Origin of the sequence: Streptomyces sp. LBL (genome assembly GCF_029893585.1) — a bacterium.
In the GTDB taxonomy this organism is placed as follows: domain Bacteria; phylum Actinomycetota; class Actinomycetes; order Streptomycetales; family Streptomycetaceae; genus Streptomyces.
The window spans coordinates 102,191-122,887 of sequence record NZ_JARXYX010000017.1 but is presented as its reverse complement, the minus strand read 5'-3'; the positions used below and the strand labels follow the sequence as shown (position 1 = coordinate 122,887).

General features: G+C 70.5%; 20 protein-coding genes. 11 read left to right on the top strand and 9 right to left on the bottom strand.

The window, feature by feature from the left end; all coding sequences use genetic code 11:
- Positions 1–20: 20 nt before the first annotated feature.
- Together M2271_RS21425 and M2271_RS21420 are read right to left on the bottom strand one after the other, a co-directional pair.
- Complete coding sequence (locus tag M2271_RS21425) at positions 21–1,481, bottom strand: aldehyde dehydrogenase family protein (RefSeq protein ID WP_280888899.1); 1,461 nt, start codon at positions 1,479–1,481, stop codon at positions 21–23.
- A gap of 112 nt (positions 1,482–1,593) precedes the next feature.
- Positions 1,594–2,418, bottom strand: coding sequence for a helix-turn-helix transcriptional regulator (locus M2271_RS21420; RefSeq protein WP_280888959.1), 825 nt, complete (start codon positions 2,416–2,418; stop codon positions 1,594–1,596).
- A 378-nt stretch (positions 2,419–2,796) separates the two neighbouring features.
- On the opposite strand from M2271_RS21420, the gene M2271_RS21415 reads away from it, so the two are divergent.
- Complete coding sequence (locus M2271_RS21415; RefSeq protein WP_280888898.1) at positions 2,797–3,294, top strand: ATP-binding protein; 498 nt, start codon at positions 2,797–2,799, stop codon at positions 3,292–3,294.
- Positions 3,295–3,452: 158 nt separating this feature from the next.
- Here M2271_RS21415 and M2271_RS21410 read toward each other — a convergent pair whose 3' ends face one another.
- On the bottom strand, positions 3,453–3,728 hold the full coding sequence (locus tag M2271_RS21410) for a DUF397 domain-containing protein (protein ID WP_280888897.1): 276 nt from the start codon (positions 3,726–3,728) through the stop codon (positions 3,453–3,455).
- A 509-nt stretch (positions 3,729–4,237) separates the two neighbouring features.
- Between M2271_RS21410 and M2271_RS21405 the strand changes: the two genes are divergently transcribed.
- Positions 4,238–4,777, top strand: coding sequence for a DUF4232 domain-containing protein (locus M2271_RS21405; RefSeq protein ID WP_280888896.1), 540 nt, complete (start codon positions 4,238–4,240; stop codon positions 4,775–4,777).
- A gap of 49 nt (positions 4,778–4,826) precedes the next feature.
- Here the strand turns inward: M2271_RS21405 and M2271_RS21400 are convergent, their stop codons facing one another.
- A complete protein-coding gene (locus M2271_RS21400) occupies positions 4,827–6,137 on the bottom strand; it encodes a DUF2786 domain-containing protein (protein WP_280888895.1) in 1,311 nt (436 codons plus the stop codon).
- Positions 6,138–6,216: 79 nt separating this feature from the next.
- Here M2271_RS21400 and M2271_RS21395 point away from each other — a divergent pair, with 79 nt between their 5' ends.
- Both M2271_RS21395 and M2271_RS21390 read left to right on the top strand, forming a co-directional pair.
- Positions 6,217–6,951 carry a Clp protease N-terminal domain-containing protein gene (locus M2271_RS21395; protein ID WP_280888894.1) on the top strand — a complete coding sequence of 245 codons (735 nt, stop codon included), beginning with the start codon at positions 6,217–6,219 and terminating at the stop codon, positions 6,949–6,951.
- Positions 6,952–7,145: 194 nt separating this feature from the next.
- Positions 7,146–8,828: a bifunctional 3'-5' exonuclease/DNA polymerase gene (locus M2271_RS21390; protein ID WP_280888893.1), complete on the top strand. Its 1,683-nt coding sequence runs from the start codon at positions 7,146–7,148 to the stop codon at positions 8,826–8,828.
- 149 nt (positions 8,829–8,977) lie between these two features.
- On the opposite strand, the gene M2271_RS21385 is transcribed toward M2271_RS21390, so the two are convergent.
- Positions 8,978–9,871, bottom strand: a complete 894-nt coding sequence (locus tag M2271_RS21385) for a glycosyltransferase (protein ID WP_280888892.1) — start codon at positions 9,869–9,871, stop codon at positions 8,978–8,980.
- Between the two features lie 282 nt (positions 9,872–10,153).
- On the bottom strand, positions 10,154–10,867 hold the full coding sequence (locus M2271_RS21380) for a UPF0158 family protein (RefSeq protein ID WP_280888891.1): 714 nt from the start codon (positions 10,865–10,867) through the stop codon (positions 10,154–10,156).
- Positions 10,868–11,058: 191 nt separating this feature from the next.
- On the opposite strand from M2271_RS21380, the gene M2271_RS21375 reads away from it, so the two are divergent.
- The 7 genes from M2271_RS21375 to pqqE all read left to right on the top strand — a co-directional run bounded on the left by M2271_RS21375 (position 11,059) and on the right by pqqE (position 15,381).
- Positions 11,059–11,337, top strand: a complete 279-nt coding sequence (locus tag M2271_RS21375; protein WP_280888890.1) for a hypothetical protein — start codon at positions 11,059–11,061, stop codon at positions 11,335–11,337.
- Positions 11,334–11,726 (top strand): PIN domain-containing protein, encoded by a 393-nt coding sequence (locus tag M2271_RS21370; RefSeq protein ID WP_280888889.1) that lies wholly within the window; start codon positions 11,334–11,336, stop codon positions 11,724–11,726. Before M2271_RS21375 ends, M2271_RS21370 begins: the two co-directional genes overlap by 4 nt.
- 457 nt (positions 11,727–12,183) lie before the next feature.
- Positions 12,184–12,321, top strand: coding sequence for a pyrroloquinoline quinone precursor peptide PqqA (pqqA, locus tag M2271_RS21365; protein ID WP_280888888.1), 138 nt, complete (start codon positions 12,184–12,186; stop codon positions 12,319–12,321).
- 9 nt (positions 12,322–12,330) lie between these two features.
- Positions 12,331–13,293 (top strand): MBL fold metallo-hydrolase, encoded by a 963-nt coding sequence (locus tag M2271_RS21360; protein WP_280888887.1) that lies wholly within the window; start codon positions 12,331–12,333, stop codon positions 13,291–13,293.
- Positions 13,290–14,000, top strand: a complete 711-nt coding sequence (gene pqqC / locus M2271_RS21355; protein ID WP_280888886.1) for a pyrroloquinoline-quinone synthase PqqC — start codon at positions 13,290–13,292, stop codon at positions 13,998–14,000. Before M2271_RS21360 ends, pqqC begins: the two co-directional genes overlap by 4 nt.
- Complete coding sequence (gene pqqD / locus M2271_RS21350) at positions 13,997–14,254, top strand: pyrroloquinoline quinone biosynthesis peptide chaperone PqqD (protein ID WP_280888885.1); 258 nt, start codon at positions 13,997–13,999, stop codon at positions 14,252–14,254. Before pqqC ends, pqqD begins: the two co-directional genes overlap by 4 nt.
- A complete protein-coding gene (gene pqqE, locus M2271_RS21345; protein WP_280888884.1) occupies positions 14,251–15,381 on the top strand; it encodes a pyrroloquinoline quinone biosynthesis protein PqqE in 1,131 nt (376 codons plus the stop codon). The genes pqqD and pqqE overlap by 4 nt, the downstream gene beginning before the upstream one ends.
- A gap of 97 nt (positions 15,382–15,478) precedes the next feature.
- On the opposite strand, the gene M2271_RS21340 is transcribed toward pqqE, so the two are convergent.
- From M2271_RS21340 to M2271_RS21330, 3 genes are all read right to left on the bottom strand, one after another.
- Complete coding sequence (locus M2271_RS21340) at positions 15,479–17,941, bottom strand: SpoIIE family protein phosphatase (RefSeq protein WP_280888883.1); 2,463 nt, start codon at positions 17,939–17,941, stop codon at positions 15,479–15,481.
- A 139-nt stretch (positions 17,942–18,080) separates the two neighbouring features.
- Positions 18,081–19,115, bottom strand: a complete 1,035-nt coding sequence (locus tag M2271_RS21335; protein ID WP_280888882.1) for an ABC transporter permease — start codon at positions 19,113–19,115, stop codon at positions 18,081–18,083.
- The gene (locus M2271_RS21330; RefSeq protein WP_280888881.1) at positions 19,108–20,658 is read right to left on the bottom strand and encodes a sugar ABC transporter ATP-binding protein; all 1,551 of its coding nucleotides are present in this window, start codon (positions 20,656–20,658) and stop codon (positions 19,108–19,110) included. Before M2271_RS21330 ends, M2271_RS21335 begins: the two co-directional genes overlap by 8 nt.
- Positions 20,659–20,697 lie beyond the last annotated feature (39 nt).

The following is a 20,697-nucleotide window of genomic DNA, read 5'->3' as shown; positions in this document are numbered from 1 at the left end:
CGCCAGTGCCGCGGCAGGCACTAGAACGGGAACCCGCTCCGCCCGTGCTGTACCGAGATCCACTTCAGCGTGGTGAAGGCGTCCGCCGTCGTCTCGCCGTTCAGGCGGCCGATGCCGGAGTGCTTCTCACCGCCGAAGGGGACGAGGGGCTCGTCGTGGACCGTGGCGTCGTTCACGTGGAACATGCCGGTGTCGATCTGCTTGGCGAAGGCGACGCCCCGCTCGATGTCACCGGTGTGGACGGCGCCGCTCAGGCCGTACGGGGTGTCGTTGACGATGCGTACGGCCTCCTCCTCACCGTCGAAGGGGACGAGGAAGGCGACCGGGCCGAAGACCTCCTGGCGGAGCAGGGCGGAGTCGGCGGGGAGGTTCGTGAGGACGGACGGCTCGATCAGGTTGTCGGTCCGCGTGCCGTGCACGAGGGCCGTGGCACCCTCGGCGATCGCCTGCTCGACGACGCCCGAAACCGCTTCCGCCTGCGAGGAGTTGATGACCGGGCCGATGACGGTCTCGGGGTCGCGCGGGTCGCCGGCCTTGAGGGTCCTGACCTTGGCGACGAACTTCTCGGTGAACTCGTCCGCGACCGACCGGTCCACGAGGACCCGGTTGGCGGCCATGCAGACCTGGCCCTGGTGGACGTACCGGCTGAAGACCGCCGCGTCGACCGCGTAGTCGATGTCGGCGTCGTCGAGGACCACCAGCGCGCTGTTGCCGCCGAGTTCGAGGACCGAGCGCTTGAAGTTCGCGGCGCAGATGGTGGCGACATGGCGGCCGACCCGGTCGGAGCCGGTGAAGGAGATCACCTTCGGGACCGGGTGCTCGATGAAAGCGTCGCCGATCTCGGCGATGTCGGTGATGACGACGTTGAGCAAGCCACCGGGCAGGCCCGCGTCCTCGAAGATCTTCGCGACCAGGGAGCCACCGACGATCGGGGTGTTCTGGTGCGGCTTGAGGACGACGCCGTTGCCGAGCGCGAGGGCCGGGGCGACCGACTTGAGCGAGAGGAGGAAGGGGAAGTTGAAGGGGCTGATGACGCCCACGACACCGACCGGTACACGGTAGAGGCGGTTCTCCTTGCCGTCGGTCGGCGAGGGGAGGATCCGGCCCTCGGGGCGCAACGCCAGGTGGACCGACTCGCGCAGGAACTCCTTGGCGAGGTGGAGCTCGAAGGCGGCCTTCAGCCGGGTGCCGCCGAGCTCGGCGATGATCGCCTCGCTGATCTCCTGCTCGCGCTCCTCGACCAACCGGAGGGCCTTCTCGAACACCGTGCGGCGAGCGTAGGGGTTGGTGGCGGCCCACTGCTTCTGCGCGCGGGCGGCCGCCCGGTACGCCTCGTCGACCTCGTCGACCGTGGCTATGGTGATCGAGGTGAGCTTCTCGCCGTCGTACGGGTTGAAATCGATGATGTCCCAGGAACCTGTTCCCGGGCGCCACTCACCGTCGATGTACTGCTGAGCGAGGTCGGTGAAGTAGGACGACATGTGATCCCCAAGTCACTAGCAGACACACGATCGGCATCACGGTCTGATCACACGTCATCGTACGTGCGCCGCCTGCGAGTTGGGGACGGAGTGCCATGCTCCGGAAACAGCCCTACGAAAGCTGGAGAAGGCCCCGGAGCAGATCCCGGCTCTCGTCCGGTCCCGGGCTGTCCTGCTGGAGTTCCTTGAGCGCCTTCTCGTACTGGGCCACGTCCTCGCTCTTGTCGAGGTACAGCGCGCTGGTGAGCTGCTCCAGGTAGACGACGTCCGAGAGGTCGGACTCCGGGAAGGACAGGAGCGTGAACGCGCCGCTCTCACCGGAGTGGCCGCCGAAGCCGAACGGCATGATCTGCAGCCGTACGTTGGGGCGTTCGGAGATCTCGATCAGATGCTGGAACTGACCGCGCATCACGTCGCGGTCGCCGTACGGGCGGCGCAGGGCGGCCTCGTCGAGGACGATGTGGCACTCGGGGGCGCTGTTTTCCAGGAAATGCTTCTGTCGCTCCAGGCGCAGCGCCACACGCCGTTCGACGTCCGCCGCGCTCGCGCTCTTCATTCCGCGCCGCACGACCGCGCGGGCATACGCCTCGGTCTGCAACAGGCCGTGCACGAACTGGACTTCGTAGGCGCGGATCAGGGACGCCGCACCCTCCAGGCCCACATAGGTGGGGAACCAGCTCGGCAGAACGTCCGAGTAACTGTGCCACCACCCCGCGGCGTTGGCCTCCTTCACGAGGGAGAGCAGCGAGTTGCGCTCCACTTCGTCCGTGATGCCGTACAGCGTCAACAGGTCCTCGACATCCCGCGACTTGAAGCTCACCCGGCCCAGCTCCATCCGGCTGATCTTCGACTCGGAGGCGCGGATGGAATATCCCGCCGCCTCGCGCGTGATGCCACGCGCCTCACGCAGCCGCCTGAGTTGCGAGCCGAGCAGCATCCGCCGCACCACCGATCCGGGCTCTCCCGCGCTCACGTTCGCCAGCCTCCCCAACCGTCTTCAGGGGCCGAAGTCTGCCACTAAAACACTCCGAGCAGTACTCGCGCGATTACGGAGACGGAAAAAGCCGAGGTTTCCACGCAGCAGTGGGACGGGTGGGGAGGGGAGTTCGGGAGGGGTTCGGAAGGGGGGTTCGGGAAGAGACAGGCAAGAGGCAGGAGAGAAGATGGCGGAAAAAATGGCCAACAAGCGGTACGGGAGGGCTTAATTCGGTCACGTGCACGTGCATCTGCCCTTGCATCTGCTGTGCGCATCGGAAACCATGGTGGTGCGCCACCGCTGCATCGCAACGACCGCGAATTCCCGGGAGTGCCTCGCATGGGAACGAATGGATCGACCATGCTCAAGCCATTACGGCAGGGCCTTCCGCCGCTGGATCCCGCAAGCGTGTCCAGCGCCGCCTCCTGCGCCCTGCCCGCCCGCTACGAAGCGGTGCGCGAGGCGCGGCGGTTCACCCGCAGCGCACTGGACCACTGGGACGTGGACGAACGTTTCGACGACGTGTGCCTGGTGGTCTCCGAGCTCGTGACCAACGCCCTGCGGCACGCGCTGCCGGCCGACACCCCGCGGGCGCCCGAGCAGAGTCCGCCCGTACGGCTGCATCTGATGCAGTGCAGCGGACGGCTGGTGTGCGCGGTGCGCGACCCCAGCCAGGAGAGCCCCGTCGCGTGCGACACCGACGACTTCTCGGCGGAGTCCGGCCGCGGACTCTTCCTCGTCGACTCGTTCAGCGACAGCTGGGGCTGGCACCCGCTGGCGGGCATGCTGAGCGGCAAGGTCGTCTGGGCGCTGTTCCGGCTGCCCCCGACCGAGTGAAACGCGGCGGCACCTTCTGACGTGCTGCTTCTACGCGCATTCCAGACCGTTGAGCGCCGCTCGCCCTCAGTTGCCCACGAGGTCGGACGGCGCTCAGCTCGTCAGCGGTCAGCTCGCTGTCGGTCAGCCCGTTGGCGGTCAGCTCGCTCCGTTGGCGGTCAGCTCGCTATCAGGTGGTCGAACTCGCCGTCCTTGATGCCCAGCAGCATGGCCTCGATCTCGGCGCGGGTGTAGACCAGCGCCGGGCCGTCGGGGAAGCGCGAGTTGCGCACCGCCACGTCCCCGTCGGGCAGCCGGGCGAACTCCACGCAGGAACCCTGCGAGTTGCTGTGCCGACTCTTCTGCCAGGCCACCCGCAGTTGGGCGGCGGCCATGCCGTTGTACACGCCGGACGCGTCGGCAACGTCGTACGCGTCGTACACGTCGTGGTCCACAGGTCGCTCCCCGGTGGTGCACTGGCTGGTGAGGCCATCGATGCAGTGGTCAACTGACCCGGATCATAGCTCTGTTCATATGCAGACGCATGAGCAGCTGCATCTGCAGATGCACGTGCACGCGGGGTGTTCCTGCGGTTACAGCTGTGACGTTTGCTGTGCCGAACGCGTTCCGGCGCCTGCCCCGGAGTTCCGGGACCATGCGCCCGCCTTCCAAGCACGCTCCCCCGTGCACAGGAAGAGACGCGTTGCGGGGCATTCGTGTTCCATGGATCGGAAGATCGTCCTGAATGGGTCCGGAATGGATCACCTCCTGACATGCCGGTCAGCGGTGGGAAGCGAGGGCGCCCTGGTGGCTTGCACTCGGGGGGCGGCAACTGTGTCGCTTCGTACGTGATGATCCCTCGTACGTGATGCCCCCAGGTGCGGGATGATCCCCTCGTACGTGATGATCCTCGCGTACCGCCGTCTGGCGCTGTCTTGCTCCGTCTCGCCCCAGAGGACCCTCAATGCGCACCACTCCCCTCGCCGTCACCGCACTCGCCGCCGCCCTTCTGCTGACCGCCTGCAGCAGCGGCGGAGGCGGCGGAGGGGGCGGTGACAGCGACAGCTCCGGCAAGGCCGGCGGCGCCTGCGCGATCGGTCAGTTGGGCGTCGAGGCCGGCCCGGCGAACGTCGCGCCGGCCGTCGGCGACACGGGCGACATCCCCGTCTCACTCACCAACCAGAGCGCGCCGTGCGTCCTGGACGGCACCCCCGGGGTCACCCTCAAGGCCGGCGACACCTCCGCGACCGCCCCCGGGGCCAGCGGTGCCAAGCCCGAGAAGCTGACCCTCGCCAAGGGCGAGAGCGCGACCTTCACGCTCACCTATGTGCGCGGTGGCGCGGCCGGTGGGAAGAACCTCGCCGCGAAGACGCTGTCGATCAGCGTGCCCGGGGCCGATGGCGACGCGAAGAGCTTCCCGTGGTCGTACGGGCCGGTGGCGCTGAAGGCGGAGGGCGGGGCGCCGGACGCCTCGGTGGGGCCCTTCACGCGCGCGGGAGACTGACCAGCCGCAGGGAGCTGTCCCGCGCGCGTGGGTGTCACTCCGGCGGGTGTCACTCCAGTGGATGTCGGGACCTGACCTGGGCGCGGTCCGCGGCCTGGGCGCCCTCCGTCCAGCCCGCCTCGTCGCTCACTCCGCGCAGCCGGGAAGTAGTCGTCTGCGGGAACATGCGGTCCAGGCGGTCGGCGACGGCGACCTCGCGGGAGGCGAGGACCGGAAGCAGGTCCTCGCTCACCGGGGTCGCGGCGGCCTCGCGCAGGCGGATGCCGACACGGTGGGCATAGGCGGCGAGGAACGACTGCCGGAAGGTCTTCGTACGCTTGCGGCCGCCCGCGCGCTGTGCCGCCTCCGCCTTCGCGAGGGCGGACTGCGCCTGCACGAGCAGCGAGGTGTAGAGCAGTTCGACCACCTCGAGGTCGGGTTCGAAGCCGACGACGGTGGAGAAGGCGAGAGGCTCGTTCCACACGGCCCGGCAGTGGTTCGCCGCGGCGACCGCGTCCAGCAGCACCGCCTTGGCCTGCTCGTACGGCGGCTCGACCCCGATACGGCAGGCGCCGGGCGCGTCGGCGGCATGGGCGGTGTCCCGGTCCGCGAGAAGCGCCGCGTCGATGCTGTGCCGGGCCATCAGCTCCTGCGCCTTGGCGCTGAGCGCCTCCGCCTCTTCAGGGAACCCGGTCGCCTCCGCCTTGGCGAGCAGCGCGCGGATGCGGGTGAGCATGCGGGAGGGGGTGCCGTGTGCGCCTTGTGCTCCGTGTGCGCCTTGTGCTCCGTGCGTGCCTTGTGCCCCGTGCGTGCGGTGGTGCGGTCCGGGGGCTTGGCGTGGCTCGCCGAGGGGCTCCAGGGCGGGCAGGCGTAGGAGGAGGCGGTACAGCTCCAGTACGGCGGTCGCGTGGGTGAAGCGGTCGGGGCGGGGTGGGGCGGCGGCGGGGTCGTCGGTGTCCGCGAGCCGGGCGAGCCGGTCCAGCTGGGCGGTCCAGCGGGGGCCGCGTGGCCGGTCGTTCGGGGACTGCGCTCGGATCAGCGTGGCCGCCATGCGTACGTGGATGTCGTCCAAGTCACGCCGCACGATCCGTACGACATCCGCCGGCTGCCAGCCGCGTCGCCAGGCCGCCGCGACGAACTCCTCGCCCCGCCGGGCCAGTTCGGCGTCCGCCGCGGGGTCGGCGGCGAGGAGGGAGGCGGCGGTGTCGAGGGCGGTGTCGGAGTCGGCGTAGAGGGCGGCCTGGAAGGCGCGGCCGACGGTGCCGGGCGGGCCGTCGGCGTTGTCGGCCGTCCTGCCCGAGTCGCCGGTCGTCCTGCCGGAGTTGTTGGTCGTCCTGCCGGAGTTGTCGGACGTCCTGCCGGAGTTGTTCGTGCTGCTCACTCGGCGATCGTCTCACTTGACCCAGAACTGTCGTCAACCTCTGGTTGACACGTGATGAGCGTCAACCTACGGTTGACACATGACGACGAACCCCGACATCACGTCATCCGTACGCCTCGACGACCTCATCGCGGCCATCAAGAAGGCCCACACGGACACGCTCGACCAGCTCCAGGACGCGGTGATCGCGGCCGACCACCTCGGCGAGGTGGCCGACCATCTGATCGGCCACTTCGTGGACCAGGCCCGCCGCTCCGGCGCCTCCTGGACGGACATCGGCAAGAGCATGGGGGTGACCCGGCAGGCCGCGCAGAAGCGGTTCGTGCCGAAGGAGTCGGCCGCCCTCGATCCGAACGCGGGCTTCGCCCGGTACACCCCGCGCGCCCGGAACGTGGTGATGGCCGCCCACAACGAGTCCATCGCCGCCCGCAACGCCGAGGGCCGCCCCGAGCACCTGATCCTCGGTCTGCTCGCCGAGCCGGAGGGGCTGGCCGCCAAAGCGATCACCGCGCAGGGCGTCCTCCTCGACACCGTGCGCCAGGCCGCCACCGCCGCGCTGCCACCGGCCGCAGAGGAGGTCCCCGATCTCGTCCCCTACGGCTCCGACGCCAAGAAGGTCCTGGAGCTCACCTTCCGCGAGGCCCTGCGTCTGGGCCACAACTACGTCGGCACCGAGCACCTCCTGCTTGCCCTGCTGGAGTTCGAGAACGGCGAGGGGGTCCTGTCCGGCCTCGGCATCACCAAGCCGGCGGCGGAGAAGAACATCGCCGGGGCGCTCGCCAAGATCGCAGTGAAGCTCGGCGAGCAGGACTGAGACGGCTGCGGGCGCGGGCGCGGGTTGCGGACGCGGACTGCAGGCGTGGACCAGGTGCGGGCTGCGGGCTGCGGTGTCTTGCCGGGTGCCCCGAACGGCCCGGGTGGCCCGAACGGCCCGGTCAGGGCCGGACGGCCCGTTGGCCCGAGCCGGCGGAAGACCCATTGTCAGACCCGCCTGCAACACTCGTGACCATGGCCGATCGGTGGGCTCTCGCTCCGGCCGAGGGTGGTGGCGTGGAGTTCGCCGCCCTCGGCCCCGGTGGAGTGCTCGCGGGGCCGGTGCGGTGGGCGTCCGACGCCTCCGATGCGGTGCGGGATCTGCCGGAGGTCACACGCTGGGTGTGGCGGTCGACGACCGAGACGTATCCGCGCCTGCTCGCCACGGGGGTGCGAGTGGAGCGGTGCTACGACGTGGAGGACGCGGAGACGCTCCTCCTCGGTCACGAGGGGCGCTACGGCGAACCCCGGTCGGCAGCCGCCGCCCTGGCCCGGCTGCGCGGTGGCCCGGTACCGCCCGATCCGCCGCAGCGTTCCGCCGAGCCGGGTTCGCAGTCACCCCTGTTCGAGCCGCAGGCCGCGCACGTACCGCTGGCCGACCTCGTGGAGGTGTACGCCGACCAGCAGCGCCGACATGACGCGACCGCGCATCCCGACCGTATGCGGCTGCTGACCGCGGCCGAGTCGGCGGGCATGCTGGTGGCGGCCGAGATGAACCGGTCCGGACTGCCGTGGAGCGTTGAGGTGCACCGCCGGGTACTGCACGACCTGCTCGGCGAGCGGTACGCGGGCGGCGGCGAGCCCCGGCGCCTGGCCGAACTCGCCGACGAGGTGTCCGCCGCGTTCGGCCGCCGGGTCCGCCCCGATCTCCCCGCCGACGTCGTCAAGGCGTTCGCGCAGGCCGGGATCAAGATCAGGTCGACCCGGCGGTGGGAGATCGAGTCGATCGACCATCCGGCCGTGAAACCGCTGGTCGAGTACAAGAAGCTGTATCGCATCTGGGTCGCCCACGGCTGGTCCTGGTTGCAGGACTGGGTGCGGGACGGGCGGTTTCGGCCCGAGTTCCTCGCGGGCGGGACGGTCACGGGCCGATGGGTCACCAACGGCGGAGGCGCGCTGCAGATCCCCAAGGTGATCCGGCGGGCCGTGGTCGCCGACCCCGGCTGGCGACTCGTCGTCGCCGACGCCGACCAGATGGAACCGAGGGTGCTGGCCGCCATCTCCCGCGACCCCGGGCTGATGGAGGTGGCCGGTCGCGAGACCGACCTGTACCAGTCCGTCTCCGACCGCGCCTTCTCCGGCGACCGCGCCCAGGCGAAGCTCGCGGTGCTGGGCGCGGTGTACGGCCAGACGTCCGGCGACGGTCTGAAGAACCTCGCCGCGCTCAGACGCCGATTCCCGCGCGCGGTGGCCTACGTCGACGATGCGGCACGGGCCGGCCAGGAGGGGCGGCTGGTGCGGACCTGGCTGGGGCGGACCTGCCCGCCGGCGGTCGGGGCGGACGACGGGGCGGAGGAGGCCGGCATCCCCGCCGGGGAGGACGAGACCGTCGCTCAGCAGTGGGCGCCCGGCTACGCCTCGTCCGACGCCCGCGCCCGTGGCCGCTTCGCCCGCAACTTCGTCGTCCAGGGCAGCGCCGCCGACTGGACCCTGCTGTTGCTCGCCGCGTTGCGTCGCACCTGCGCGGACATGGCGGCCGAGCTGGTCTTCTTCCAGCACGACGAGGTGATCGTGCACTGCCCCGAGGAGGAGGCGGAGACGGTGTCGGCGGCGATCCGGGAGGCGGCGGACCTGGCGGGACGGCTGACGTTCGGGGAGACGCCGGTGCGGTTTCCGTTCAGTACGGCGGTGGTGGAGTGTTATGCCGACGCGAAGTGAAGTGCCGACGCGAAGTGAAGTGCCGACGCGAAGTGAAGTGCTGACGCGAAGTGAGGTGTCGACGCGAAGTGAGGTGTCGACGCGAAGTGAGGTGTCGACGCGGGTCGGCCGTGGCATCGCCCACGCTCCCGCCCCCACCTCCATCGGCGTCAGATCACCGGCGGTCGCCCCAGCCGGGTCAGCCGCCACACCGTCCGCCAGCGCATCGGCCGCCGCTCGCCGGCGGATTCCCGCAGTCCCTCCGCGAAGCCGCCGAACCAGGCCCGCAGCCCCGCCGTCGACCGCACCCGCAGCAGAGTGAGCACCACCCACACGCCCAGATGCACGGGGACGAGCGCAAGCGGAAGCCGACGGCGGACCAGCCAGACCCGGTTGCGGGCGTTCACCCGGTAGTAGATGGCGTGCCGGGCCGGCGAGGTCCTCGGGTGCCGGAGCAGCAGTTCGGGCGCGTACAGGATGCGCCAGCCGCGATCGACGGCCCGCCACGCAAGGTCGATCTCCTCGTGGGCGAAGAAGAACTCGGCGGGCCAGTCCCCCGTCTCGTCCAGCATCGCCATGCGGAGGGCGTGGCCGCCGCCGAGGAAACCGGTGACGTACCCACCCCGAAGGGGGTCGGACGAGCCGACCCGTGGCACGTGCCGCTGCTGCGTCTGTCCGTGCTCGTCGGCGATGCGGAAGCCGACGATGCCGAGGCGCGGGTCGGCGGCGAACAGCTCCGCTGCCCGGCGCAGCACATCCGGTTCGACCAGCAGCCCGTCGTCGTCGAGCTCCACGACCACATCGACGTCCCCGAACTCCCGGAGCCGGGCCAGCGCCACGTTCCGCCCGCCGGGACACCCGAGGTTCTCCTCGACGTCGATGGCGGTGACCTCGCAGGACAACGCTATCCGCCCGGCGAACTCGGGCAGCCGGCAGCCGTTGCCGACGATCACGATCCGTACGGGGGTGAGGTCCTGCTTGGCCACGGACTCCAGCAGCGCGTCGACCTCCTCGGGCCGGTTCCCCATGGTCACCACGGCCACGGCGACCCTTGGCAGCTCCACGTCCTCACCCCATCCCAGCCGACAACGGCGCCCGTGATGCTAGCCGTTCACGGTAAGGACTTTTCACGTACGACTGTTGGTGGGCGGGTCGGTCCGCTGACCGGCGCCCGGCGGAATCGGGGCGGAACCGTCACCCCGCCGCCCGATTCTCCGACGCGGTCGGCTTCGCAGGAGCCCTCGCGCCAGTAGGAGTACGGGAGCGGCGGAGCACACAACCTCGAAACTGCCGCCCTCCTGGAGTGGGCCAGGCCCGGGACGATACGACCACGCCCGGGACGCGGGTCAGAGTCGCTGGACGGCGAGCCTCCGGCAATAGCCCTCCTCGGCCAGCCAGGCACGGGCCCGACCACGCTGTCGCTCATCGCGGAACCGGTGGTACCGGCGCCAGGAACCCTCGTCACCGGCGAGGGCGTCCTTGAAGCGCCGGAAGGCGCCCCGCCCGCCCATGGCGATCCGCAACCGGTCGGCCAGGGCGAAGTCGCCGAGCCCGTCGATGAACAGCTCCATGTCCCGGTACCCGGCCCGGGAGCCCAGAGCGGGAACGTACAGCCACCGCTCGGGATGGTCCGCCTCCTCCGCCGAGGGCCCGGGGTCCAGCTCCTCGGTGAACGCCGGCCAGCACTCGCCGGTGTGCAGATCGAGCCGGCCTCCGGACTCGGCCGGGTCACCCTCCAGCAGCATGGCGAGCATCTCCATGTCGACCGGAATCGGGCGCAGGAGAGGGGTCGCCGCGTCTCCCATGACCGTGCGCAGCCGATCCGCCAGCTCCTCATCGCCCCGGAAGCCGCGCTCCTGGAGTGCGCCGAGAAACAAGGCCGCCATCTCCGCGGCCCCCGGCATTCCTCGTACCGCGGCCTCGGCCACCCCGTCTCCGGCCAGCTGCAGCACCTCACAGACGGGGCCACGGTGCAACGCGGCAAGCAGCACCGCCCCGTCCTGCGCGTGGAGCGCGGCGCACACGACCCGCAGCCCCTCTTCGTCCCATTCCTCGGCCACGGCCCCGACGGTAGCGCGCCACGGAGGACGTACGACGCCGGGATCCGCCGACTTCCCGCCGCTCGGTTCCCCTGATGCTCTCCCCACGGTCGTGCGCCAGGCACACGGCGGTCCGAGTCCGTCCACCGGAGGCCACTGGAGGCCACTGGAGGCAAAGAACTCAATAACAAGAGTTTTGTTAATGTGGCTTCATGGACACCACTCCCGACCCCGCCCCCGGCGAAGGCGCCGTCCGTCCGGTCTCCGTCTCTCTCCACGAGGGCACCATCGCCGCCCTCAAGGCACGCACCGGCAAGCGCGGCATGTCCGCCTACGTCGAAGCCCTCATCCAGCGCCAACTGGAGCGCGACCGGCTGCGCGAACTCATCGAGGACGCCGAAGCCGAGCACGGCCCGGTCGACCAGGCTGCGGTCGATGCCAAGCGAGCACTCCTACGCGGCGACACGGCCGGATCGGCGGACGCCGCGTGAGCGGCACGCTGGTCCTGGACTGCGAAGGTCTGTCCCAGCTCGTACGACGCACACCCGAACTCACCGAGTGGCTCGTTGCCGCCGCGGCCGAGGACATCCGCGTCATCACCAGCTCCGTCACCCTCGTCGAAGCCCGCGACCCCAAGACCAACCAGGCCCGCTTCGACTACGCCGTCTCACGGGTCAACATCATCCCGCCCACCGAAGCGATCGCCCGCCACGCGAGCAAGCTACTCGTCGCAGCCGGTCTGCACGGCCACAAGTACGCCCTCGACGCCCTCGTGGCTGCCACCGCACTGGCCTCGCCCTCCCCCGCGACCGTCCTGACCTCGGATCCCGAGGACCTCCACATGCTGTGCGGCCCCGGCATCCACATCACCAAGATCTGACGCCGGCGGCGACCTACGACTCGCCGCCGCTCAGCACGGCCCTGTTGCTCTCCCGCGGGTCGCTCCGGAGACGGCCCCCGGAAATCCAACATCACCCGCGCGCACCGACGCTGGGGCAGCCTCGGTCCCGAAGCCGCGTACCGGTCCGGCCCCCACGTTCATGGCAGCCCCGGTAGCCGAGGGAGGTAGGAGGTATGCAAGGGGAGCGACAAGGTCAACTGAGGCCATAGAGCCATACCTTCATAGCCTCCTCGGTGGCATTTACCTCGTACCAGGAGATATGTCAAAGGATCCGACCAATGCATGAACTTACGGCACCCATTTCCAGCCAAGAGAGATCGGATCAATTTCCTGATGCCCCATTGACCCTGATGGCTCAGCTGGCGATTCTGCAACGGTGCACATCACCCGGCCGTCAGGCACACCGGTGCCTCACATCGGAAGGCAGGCACGGTTCATGACCGAATCCGCACAGCAAGCCGTGGAACCGCAGGCACAGCGCAGCGAGGAAGAGGCATCGGCCTGGCAGACCCCCGGCTACGCGGTCGTCGAGACCGCGCTGGAGGTCACCGCCTACTCGCTGAACAACCGTTAGCCCGCCGCCGTGCTGCTGCAGGTGCTCGGCACCGCGGCGGGCGGTGGCGTACCCCAGTGGAACTGTGCGTGCCCCGGTTGCTCCGGGGCACGTGCACACCCGCACTGGCGCCGCCGCCACGCGTCTCTCGCCGTACAGGCGTCGGAAGACCGCTGGTATCTCGTCAACGCCACCCCCGACATCGGCGACCAGATCGAGGACTGTCCGGCCCTGCATCCCGGTCCCGGTTCGCGGCGGACCCCGATCGCCGGGCTGGTCCTGACCGACGCGGAACTCGACCACACTCTCGGCATCGCCCGGCTCCGCGAAGCCGGTGCCGGAGGTCTGGAACTGCTCACCACCGGGCCCGTGCGCGAGGCACTGCTCACCGGGCTGCGCCTGGAGGCGGTCGTCGGCCCCTACACCCCGCTGACCTGGCGGGACCTACCCCTCGCCCGCCCCGAACCGCTCACCTCGACATCTTCGGACACCCCGAACTCCACAGCCGCCCCGAACTCCACGGCCGCCCCGGACTCCGCGGTCACGATCACCGCGATCCCCATCTCCGCCAAACGCCCCCGTTACGCGGCGGACCTGCCGGTGCCCGAGGGGGATTCCTGGGTCGTGGCCCTGCTTCTCACCGATCGCGCGACCGGGGCGACGGCTGTCTACGCCCCCGCGCTGGCCGCCTGGCCCGACGCCCTGCAGTCCGCTGTCGACCAAGCCGACTGTGTGATCGTCGACGGCACCTTCTGGGACGACGAGGAACCCCGGCGCACCGGCATCTCCACCCGCACCGCGACCGCCATGGGGCATCTCCCGATCGACGGACCCGGCGGCACGGCGGAGCGTCTGGCGCCGCTCGGTGCCCGCTGTCTCTACACGCACCTCAACAACACCAACCCCCTTGTCGATCCGGGCGTACCGCAGTACAAGCGGCTGGCCGACCGGGGCATCGAGGTGGCCGGCGACGGAATGGTGATCCAACTGTGAGCACAGAGGTCGGCACGAGTACCGCGACGGCGTTCGAGGATCGGCTCAGGGCCGTGGCCCGGGACCGCTACCACGACCGCCATCCCTTCAACGTACGTATGCATCAAGGCGAGTTGAGTCCGGATGAAGTGCGCCGCTGGATCCTCAACCGTTTCCACTACCAGCGGCACATCCCCGTCAAGGACGCCCTCATCCTGGCCCAACTGGACACGCAGCGGCTCCGCCGCATGTGGCTCCGGCGGATCGAGGACCACGACGGCCGGACCGAGGGAGAGGGCGGGATCGAGCGGTGGCTGAGGCTGGGCGAGGCCGCGGGGCTCGACCGGGCCGAACTGCTCTCCGGCGAGGGGGTACTGCCCGGTGTGCGGCTGGCGGTGGACGGATACGTCAACTTCTGCCGGCTCCGCTCTCCGCTGGAGGCCGTCGCGGCGTCCCTCACCGAGCTGTCCGCCCCGGGCATCATGCGGACGCGCACCGCCGCGTTCGAGCGCCACTACCCGTGGATCGACGGGGACGGGCTCGCGTACTTCCGTACCCGCGAGACCCAGGGCCGGCAGGACAGCAAGGAGGCGCTGGGGCTCGTACTGGACTGGGCGCGCACCGAGGCCGACCAGGAGCGTGCCGTCGCGGCCCTCGCCTTCAAGTGCGACGTGCTGTGGTCGCTGCTCGACGCGATCGACCACGCGGACGGCAAGGAGCGGCCGTGACCGGGTGGCAGCCGGCTCTGGCGCGCTCGGTCGTGCTCCGCCACGACCGTGTCCGCCGGACGGACCTGCTGGTCCTGCCGGAACGGGTGGTGGTCCTCAACGGCCGGGCGGCGGACGTCCTGAGGCTGTGCGACGGGCACCGGCAGGTCGGCGAGATCGTCGACGAACTGACGGCACGCTTCCCCGGTGCCCCCGTGGCGGACGATGTGCCCCGGTTCCTCGACCGGGTACGCGAGGAGGGCTGGCTGCGATGACAAGCCCACCGCCTCCCTGGGCCCTGCTGGCGGAACTCACCCATGGCTGCCCGCTGCACTGCCCCTACTGCTCCAACCCCCTTGAACTCGTGCGCCGTTCGAGTGAGCTCACCACCGAGCAATGGGCGGACGTACTGCGGCAGGCCGCGGAACTCGGCGTCGTCCAGACCCATCTCTCCGGTGGTGAACCACTGCTGCGTGGTGATCTGGCGTCCGTCGTCGCCGCGGCCGAGTCAGCCGGGATCTACACCCAACTGGTCACCAGCGGGGTCGGGTTGAGTGCGGCGAGGATGTCCTCACTCGTCTCCGCCGGGCTGCGCAGCGTCCAGCTGTCGGTGCAGCACGCGGACTCGGCGGCGTCCGACCGGATCGCCGGCAGCCGGTCCTTCGCGGCCAAGGAGCGGGCCGCCGCCGTCGTACGGGCCGCCGGGCTGCCGTTGGGCCTCAACGTCGTTCTGCACCGTGACAACCTCGACGCGCTCGACGACATCGTGGACCTCGGTGTCGCCTGGGGCGCGGAGCGGATCGAACTCGCCAACGTCCAGTTCTACGGGTGGGCGCTGCGCAACCGCGCCGCGCTGCTACCGACCCGGGACCAGCTCTCCCGCGCTCAGGAGAGGGTGGAGCGCCGGCGGGAACAACTCTCGGGCACCACCGAGCTGGTGTGGGTGGTGCCGGACTACTTCGACGGTGTCCCCAAGCCGTGCATGGGCGGCTGGGGTGCGGTGTCCCTGACGGTCGCCCCGGACGGCACCGTCCTGCCGTGCCCGGCGTCCGGGACACTGCTGGGCCCGGACGCCCCGAACGTACGCGACCGGTCTTTGGAGTGGATCTGGAACAGTTCCCCGGCCTTCGCCCGCTATCGCGGCACCGAGTGGATGAGCGGACCGTGCGCCGGCTGTCCGCGTCGGGAGACGGACTTCGGCGGCTGCCGCTGTCAGGCCCACGCGCTCACCGGCGACGCCGCCCGCACCGACCCCGCCTGCGCGCTCTCCCCCGACCACGCCCTCGTACGCGCGCTGTCGGAGGCACAGCGCACGGAGCCCCCGGCCACCGACGCCTCGCCCTACGTCTACCGCAGGCCTGATCGCCACCACACGGATGTCACGAGGGGTGTCACCCGATGAGCAGAACGCGCCGCGGGCAAGGAGGGATCGCCACCGGCGCACGACCCGGTCGTCTCACGTCGGGCGAGTGCCGCGACAGGCGACAGCACCCGGGCCGTCAGCGCCCGCGCCCGTTGTCCACCCGCCCCGGGAGGTCCTGTTCGGCCCAGATGATCTTTCCGGCCCGGGTGTAGCGCGTACCCCAACGGCGGGTCAGCTGGGCGACCAGGAACAACCCCCGGCCGCCCTCGTCGGTGGTCCGCGCATGGCCCATCCGGGGTGAGGTGTTGCTGGCGTCGAACACCTCGCAGATCAACTTGTCATGCCGGATCATGCGCAGCCTGACGGGTCCGGTGCCGTGCCGGATGGCGTTGGTGACCAGCTCGCTGACGATCAGTTCCGTGGTCATCACCAGGTCGTCCAGCCCCCATCCGAGGAGCTGGCGGACGGCCAGCTCCCTGGCGCTCGTGACGATCGCCGGATCCGTCGGCAGGTCCCACGAGGCGACCCGGTCGGCCCCCAGCGCATGCGGCCGGGCCAGGAGCAGAGCCACGTCGTCGGTCTGCGGGCCGGTCAGCAGATTGTTCACGACCGCCGAGCACAGTTCCTCCGGCGGCAGGCCGGACTGCGCGAGCACATCGCTGAGGCGGGACAGCCCGACGTCGATGTCCTGGTCGCTGGTCTCGATGAGGCCATCGGTGTAGAGGGCGATCAGACTTCCCTCGGGGAGGGATATCTCGGCGGACTCGAAGGGCAACGAGCCGAGGCCCAGCGGAGGGCCTGCCGGAAGGTCCGGGAAGGTGACCTTGCCGCCGGGGCTGACCACGGCGGGCGGCGGATGTCCGGCCCGGGCCATGGTGCACAGCTGGGTGACCGGGTCGTAGACGGCGTAGAGGCAGGTGGCGCCCAGTACCGCGGTGGCGATGGGTTCGTCGTCGCCGCCCTTCTCCTCCGTCAGGCGGATCACCAGGTCGTCCAGGTGGGCCAGCAGCTCATCGGGCGGCAGGTCCATGTCAGCGAGGGTCTGTACGGCGGTACGCAGCCTGCCCATGGTCGCCGCGGCGTTGAGGCCGTGCCCGACGACGTCACCGACGACCAGGGCGACCCGGGCGCCGGACAGCTGGATCACGTCGAACCAGTCGCCGCCCACCCCTTCCCGTACATCGGCCGGCAGATAGCGCGAGGCCACCTCCATGGCGGTCCCGCCGTTCAGCCCCTGCGGGAGCAGACTGCGCTGCAGGGCCAGCGCCGCAGCGTGCTCACGGGTGTAGCGGCGGGCGTTCTCCACCCACACCGCGGCCCGGCTGACCAGTTCCTCGGCGAGCAGCAGATCGTCCGGCTCGAACGGCTGTGGATGCTCCATACGGACGAAGGTCGCCACCCCCAGCACGGTGCCGCGCGCGGACAGCGGCACCCACATCACCGAGTGCATCCCGAAGTCCACGATGCTCTGGGCCCGCGCCGGGTCCTGAGCGACCCATTGGGCGGTGGCCGGGTCCAGGAACGGTTCCAGCACCGCGGTGCCGTTGGACATGCTCTCGAAGTACGGCGAGGACCTGGGCGCGTCGATCGAGCCTCCGGTGGCGATCACCGCCTCCGGGCAGCCCTCGTGGATCGACTGCTGCCCGGCACGCCGCACCCGATGCGCGTTGTCGGCCGGCCCCGAACCGGGTTCGTCGCCGTGCAGCACCGCTTCCAGCAGATCGACGGTCACGAAGTCGGCGAGCCTCGGCACCGAGAAGTCGGCCAGCTCCTGGGCGGTCCGCATCACGTCCAGCGTGCCCCCGATACGGGCGCTGGCCTCGCTGAGCAGGGCCAGGCGCTCCCGGGCGCGCCATCTGTCGGTGACGTCCATGCCCATGTAGCACACGCCCAGCGGGTTGCCGTCCGGGTCGTCGAGCCGAAAGAAGGAGGTGGAGTAGGCGTGTTCCTGGTGCGGATCCGCCCAGGTCCAGCCCCGGTACTCGAAGTCGATGACCGGCACGCCGGTCTCCAGCACCCGCCGCATCTGCGCTTCGAGCGCCTCGGTGTTCAGGCCCGGCAACGAGTCCGACATCCGGCGCCCGAGCCGCTCGTCGCGCGGCACACCGCCGTAGCGCTCCAGGGTGTCGTTCATCCACACGTACCGCAGGTCCGGACCGAGCACGGCCATGCCGAGCGGTGAGCGGGTGAGGAAACCTTCCAGCACCTCCCCGCTGACCGCCCAGGTCGGAGCCTTCGACACGTCGATGGCCGATACGAGCCAGGCCTTGCGGTCGTCGGTGTCGGACATCTCGGTCACCCGCAGCCCGACCTCGATACGGTGGCCGTCACGGTGCCGGACGCCCACCAAACCGCCCCAGCTCTCCCGGGCCCCGCACTCCTCGGCGACCTCGGCCGCCCGTGACGCGTCTTCGCCCTGCGCCAGCAGCGCGGCGGCGGAGCGCTCGAGGACCTCCGCCGCGCCGTATCCCAGGAGTCGCTCAGCGGCCCCCGTCCAGCCGATGACCGTGCCCTTCGCGTCGATCACCGCAGCAGCCACGTTCGCCATCTCGAACGGTCCATGCGATCCGTCCGGTGTGACCTCCTTGGGGAGCATCATGAGAGCCGTCCCATCTGGCGGATGGCATATGGGTCATTCTATGGTTTATCGCCCGACGCTGCTCCCCCTCGGACCGCGCCTGGGCCTCGCCCTGTTCCTGGCCCTGTTCCTGGCCCTACTCCTTGCCCTGCTCCTGGCCCTACTCCTGGCCTTCGCCGGTGGTGAGCCGGGCGATCATCAGCGCCACCAGGATGATCGCGCCGTAGATGGCCTGGATCCAGAAGGACGACACCTGCGCCAGGGTGAGCAGGTTCTCCAGCATGCCCAGCAGCAGGACCCCGAGCAACGCCCCGGCCAGGGATCCCTTGCCGCCGTTCAGGCTGATTCCGCCGATGACAGCAGCCGCGAACACAGTGAAGATCAGGCCCTGTCCCTGGTTGGCGTTGACCGCCCCGACCCGTCCGGCGATCACCAGACCGGCCAGCGCGGCCAGCGTCCCGCCGATGACCAGAACCCCCCAGGCCACCCGGTCGACCCGGATGCCCGCCGCCCGCGCCGCGGGGGCGTTGCCGCCCACCGCGTACACCGCGCGTCCCAGCCGGTGGTAGCGCAGCGCCCACCCGGCGACAGCGAAACAGGCGCCGGTCACCCACACGGAGACGGGGACGCCGAGCCAGTTGTCGGACCCGAGGGCGAAGAACGCGGCGGGGGCGTCGAACAGGGTCTTGCCGGACACCATGCCGACCAGGACTCCGCGCAGCACGATGTTCATCGCCAGGGTCACGATAAAGCCGTTGAGCTGGAGCTTGACGATCAGCAGACCGTTCACGGCCCCGATCAGCGCCCCGGTGAGCGGGATGATCAGCAGGCCGAACCAGGTGGGCAACTCGCTGCCGAAACCCGACGAGGCGGCCGGGATCACGGCCATGAAGCCGAGGGCCGGGGCGAGCCCGGCGATCGACTCCAGCGAGAGGTCCATCTTGCCGCTGATCAGGATCATCGCCTCGGCGAGCACCAGCAGTCCGAGCGCCGAGGAGGCGCTGAGCACATTCAGCAGGTTGTCCCGCTCGAGGAAGCTCGCGTTGCTGACCGCGCCGATGACCAGCAGCAGGAACACCGCGGGCAGCAGCGCCAGGTCGCGGATCCGGCCCAGGGCGATCGCGCGGACGGGGCTGCGGACCGCTCTGTCCGGCCCGCCGCCGGGCGTCGGACCGTTCGGCGCGGTGTCATTCATGGCCGGTGCTGACCCCTTCGATCGAGGCCACCAGTTCTTCGTCGGTCCAGCCGACGGTGTACTCGGCGGCGAGAGAGCCGTTGAACATCACCAGGACGCGGTCGCAGGTCCGCAGGTCCGCCAGCTCGTCCGAGACGACGAGCGCCGCGCGTCCTGCGGCCCTGGCCCGGTCGACGACCGACAGCAGCGCCCGCTTGGACTTCACGTCGACACCCGCCGTCGGATTGATGAGCACCAGTACCCCCGGGTCGGTGGCCAGCGCCCGGCCCATGACGACCTTCTGCTGATTACCGCCCGACAATTCCTTGACCGGCTGGTCCGGGCCGTCCGTCGTGATGTCGAGACCGGTGATCGTCCGCCGGGCGAAGGCGTCCCGGGCCCGGCGCGAGATCACGCCCAGCCGCCCCAGCCGGTCCATGATGGTCAGGGAGGCGTTCTCGGCCACCGACAGCTCCGGCACCAGCCCTTCGTGGTGCCGGTCGCGCGGCACACAGCCCACGCCCGCCGCGAGTGCGGAGGCGACGCTGCCCGGCCGCGTCGGACGGCCGTGAACCTCGATCCGCCCGCTGTCGGGCCGGTACAGCCCGGCCAGCGCTTCGGCGACCTGATGGCTCCCGGAGCCCGCGAGCCCGGTCAGCCCCACCGTCTCGCCGGACCGGACGGCGAAACTGACGTCCGTGAAATGCGGGCCGCTCAGCCGGTGCGCCCGTACGGCCACGGGCGCGTCCGCCGGCTGCGGCCGGACCGCGCCGACGCCGGGGACCGCACCCGCGCCCCGCTCTCCGGTCATCGCCTCGATGAGTTCGGTCCTGCCCAGCTCGCCCACGGGCGCCGTGGTGATCCAGCGGGCGTCCCGGAAGACCGTGACGGCCTGGCAGACGGCGTAGACCTCCTCCAGGTGGTGGGAGATGTAGAGAAAGGTGATCCCGGCCCTCTGCAACCGCCGGATACGGGTGAACAGGCGGTCGATCGCCCGGCTGTCCAGCTGGGCGGTCGGCTCGTCCAGAATGATGAACCGGGTTCCGCGCGAGATCGACCTGGCGATCTCCACCATCTTGGCGTCCTCGACGGTGAGCCGGCCGGCCGGCAGGTTCTCGTCGACCTCCACACCCCATTCGTCCAGCAGCTCGCGGGCCGCCGAGCGCAACCGCCGCCAGCTGATCACCTGGCAGCGAACCGTGGGTTGCCGGTTCACGTACAGGTTCTCGGCGACGGTGAGATCAGGGATGATCGTCGACTGCTGGTAGACACAGGCGACCCGCCGCTGCCACGCCTCACGGTCCGCGACGCCGGGCGCGGGTTCGCCGTCGAACAGGACAACGCCGCCGTCCGGCCGCTGCAGTCCGGTCAGGATGGCCACCAGGGTCGACTTGCCGGCCCCGTTGCGGCCGACCAGGGCGTGCGACTCACCGGCCCGGACGGTGATCCGCGCGTCGTCCAGGGCCACGGTGGGCCCATAGCGCTTACGGATCCCGTGGGCCTCGGCCACCGCGCGGCGGCCGGCGCCATCGGCGCGGGGTTCGGTCAGTGGCGTCTGGTTCATCGCGGTCTCGCTTCCTGGGACCCGGGGAGACGGTCTCCC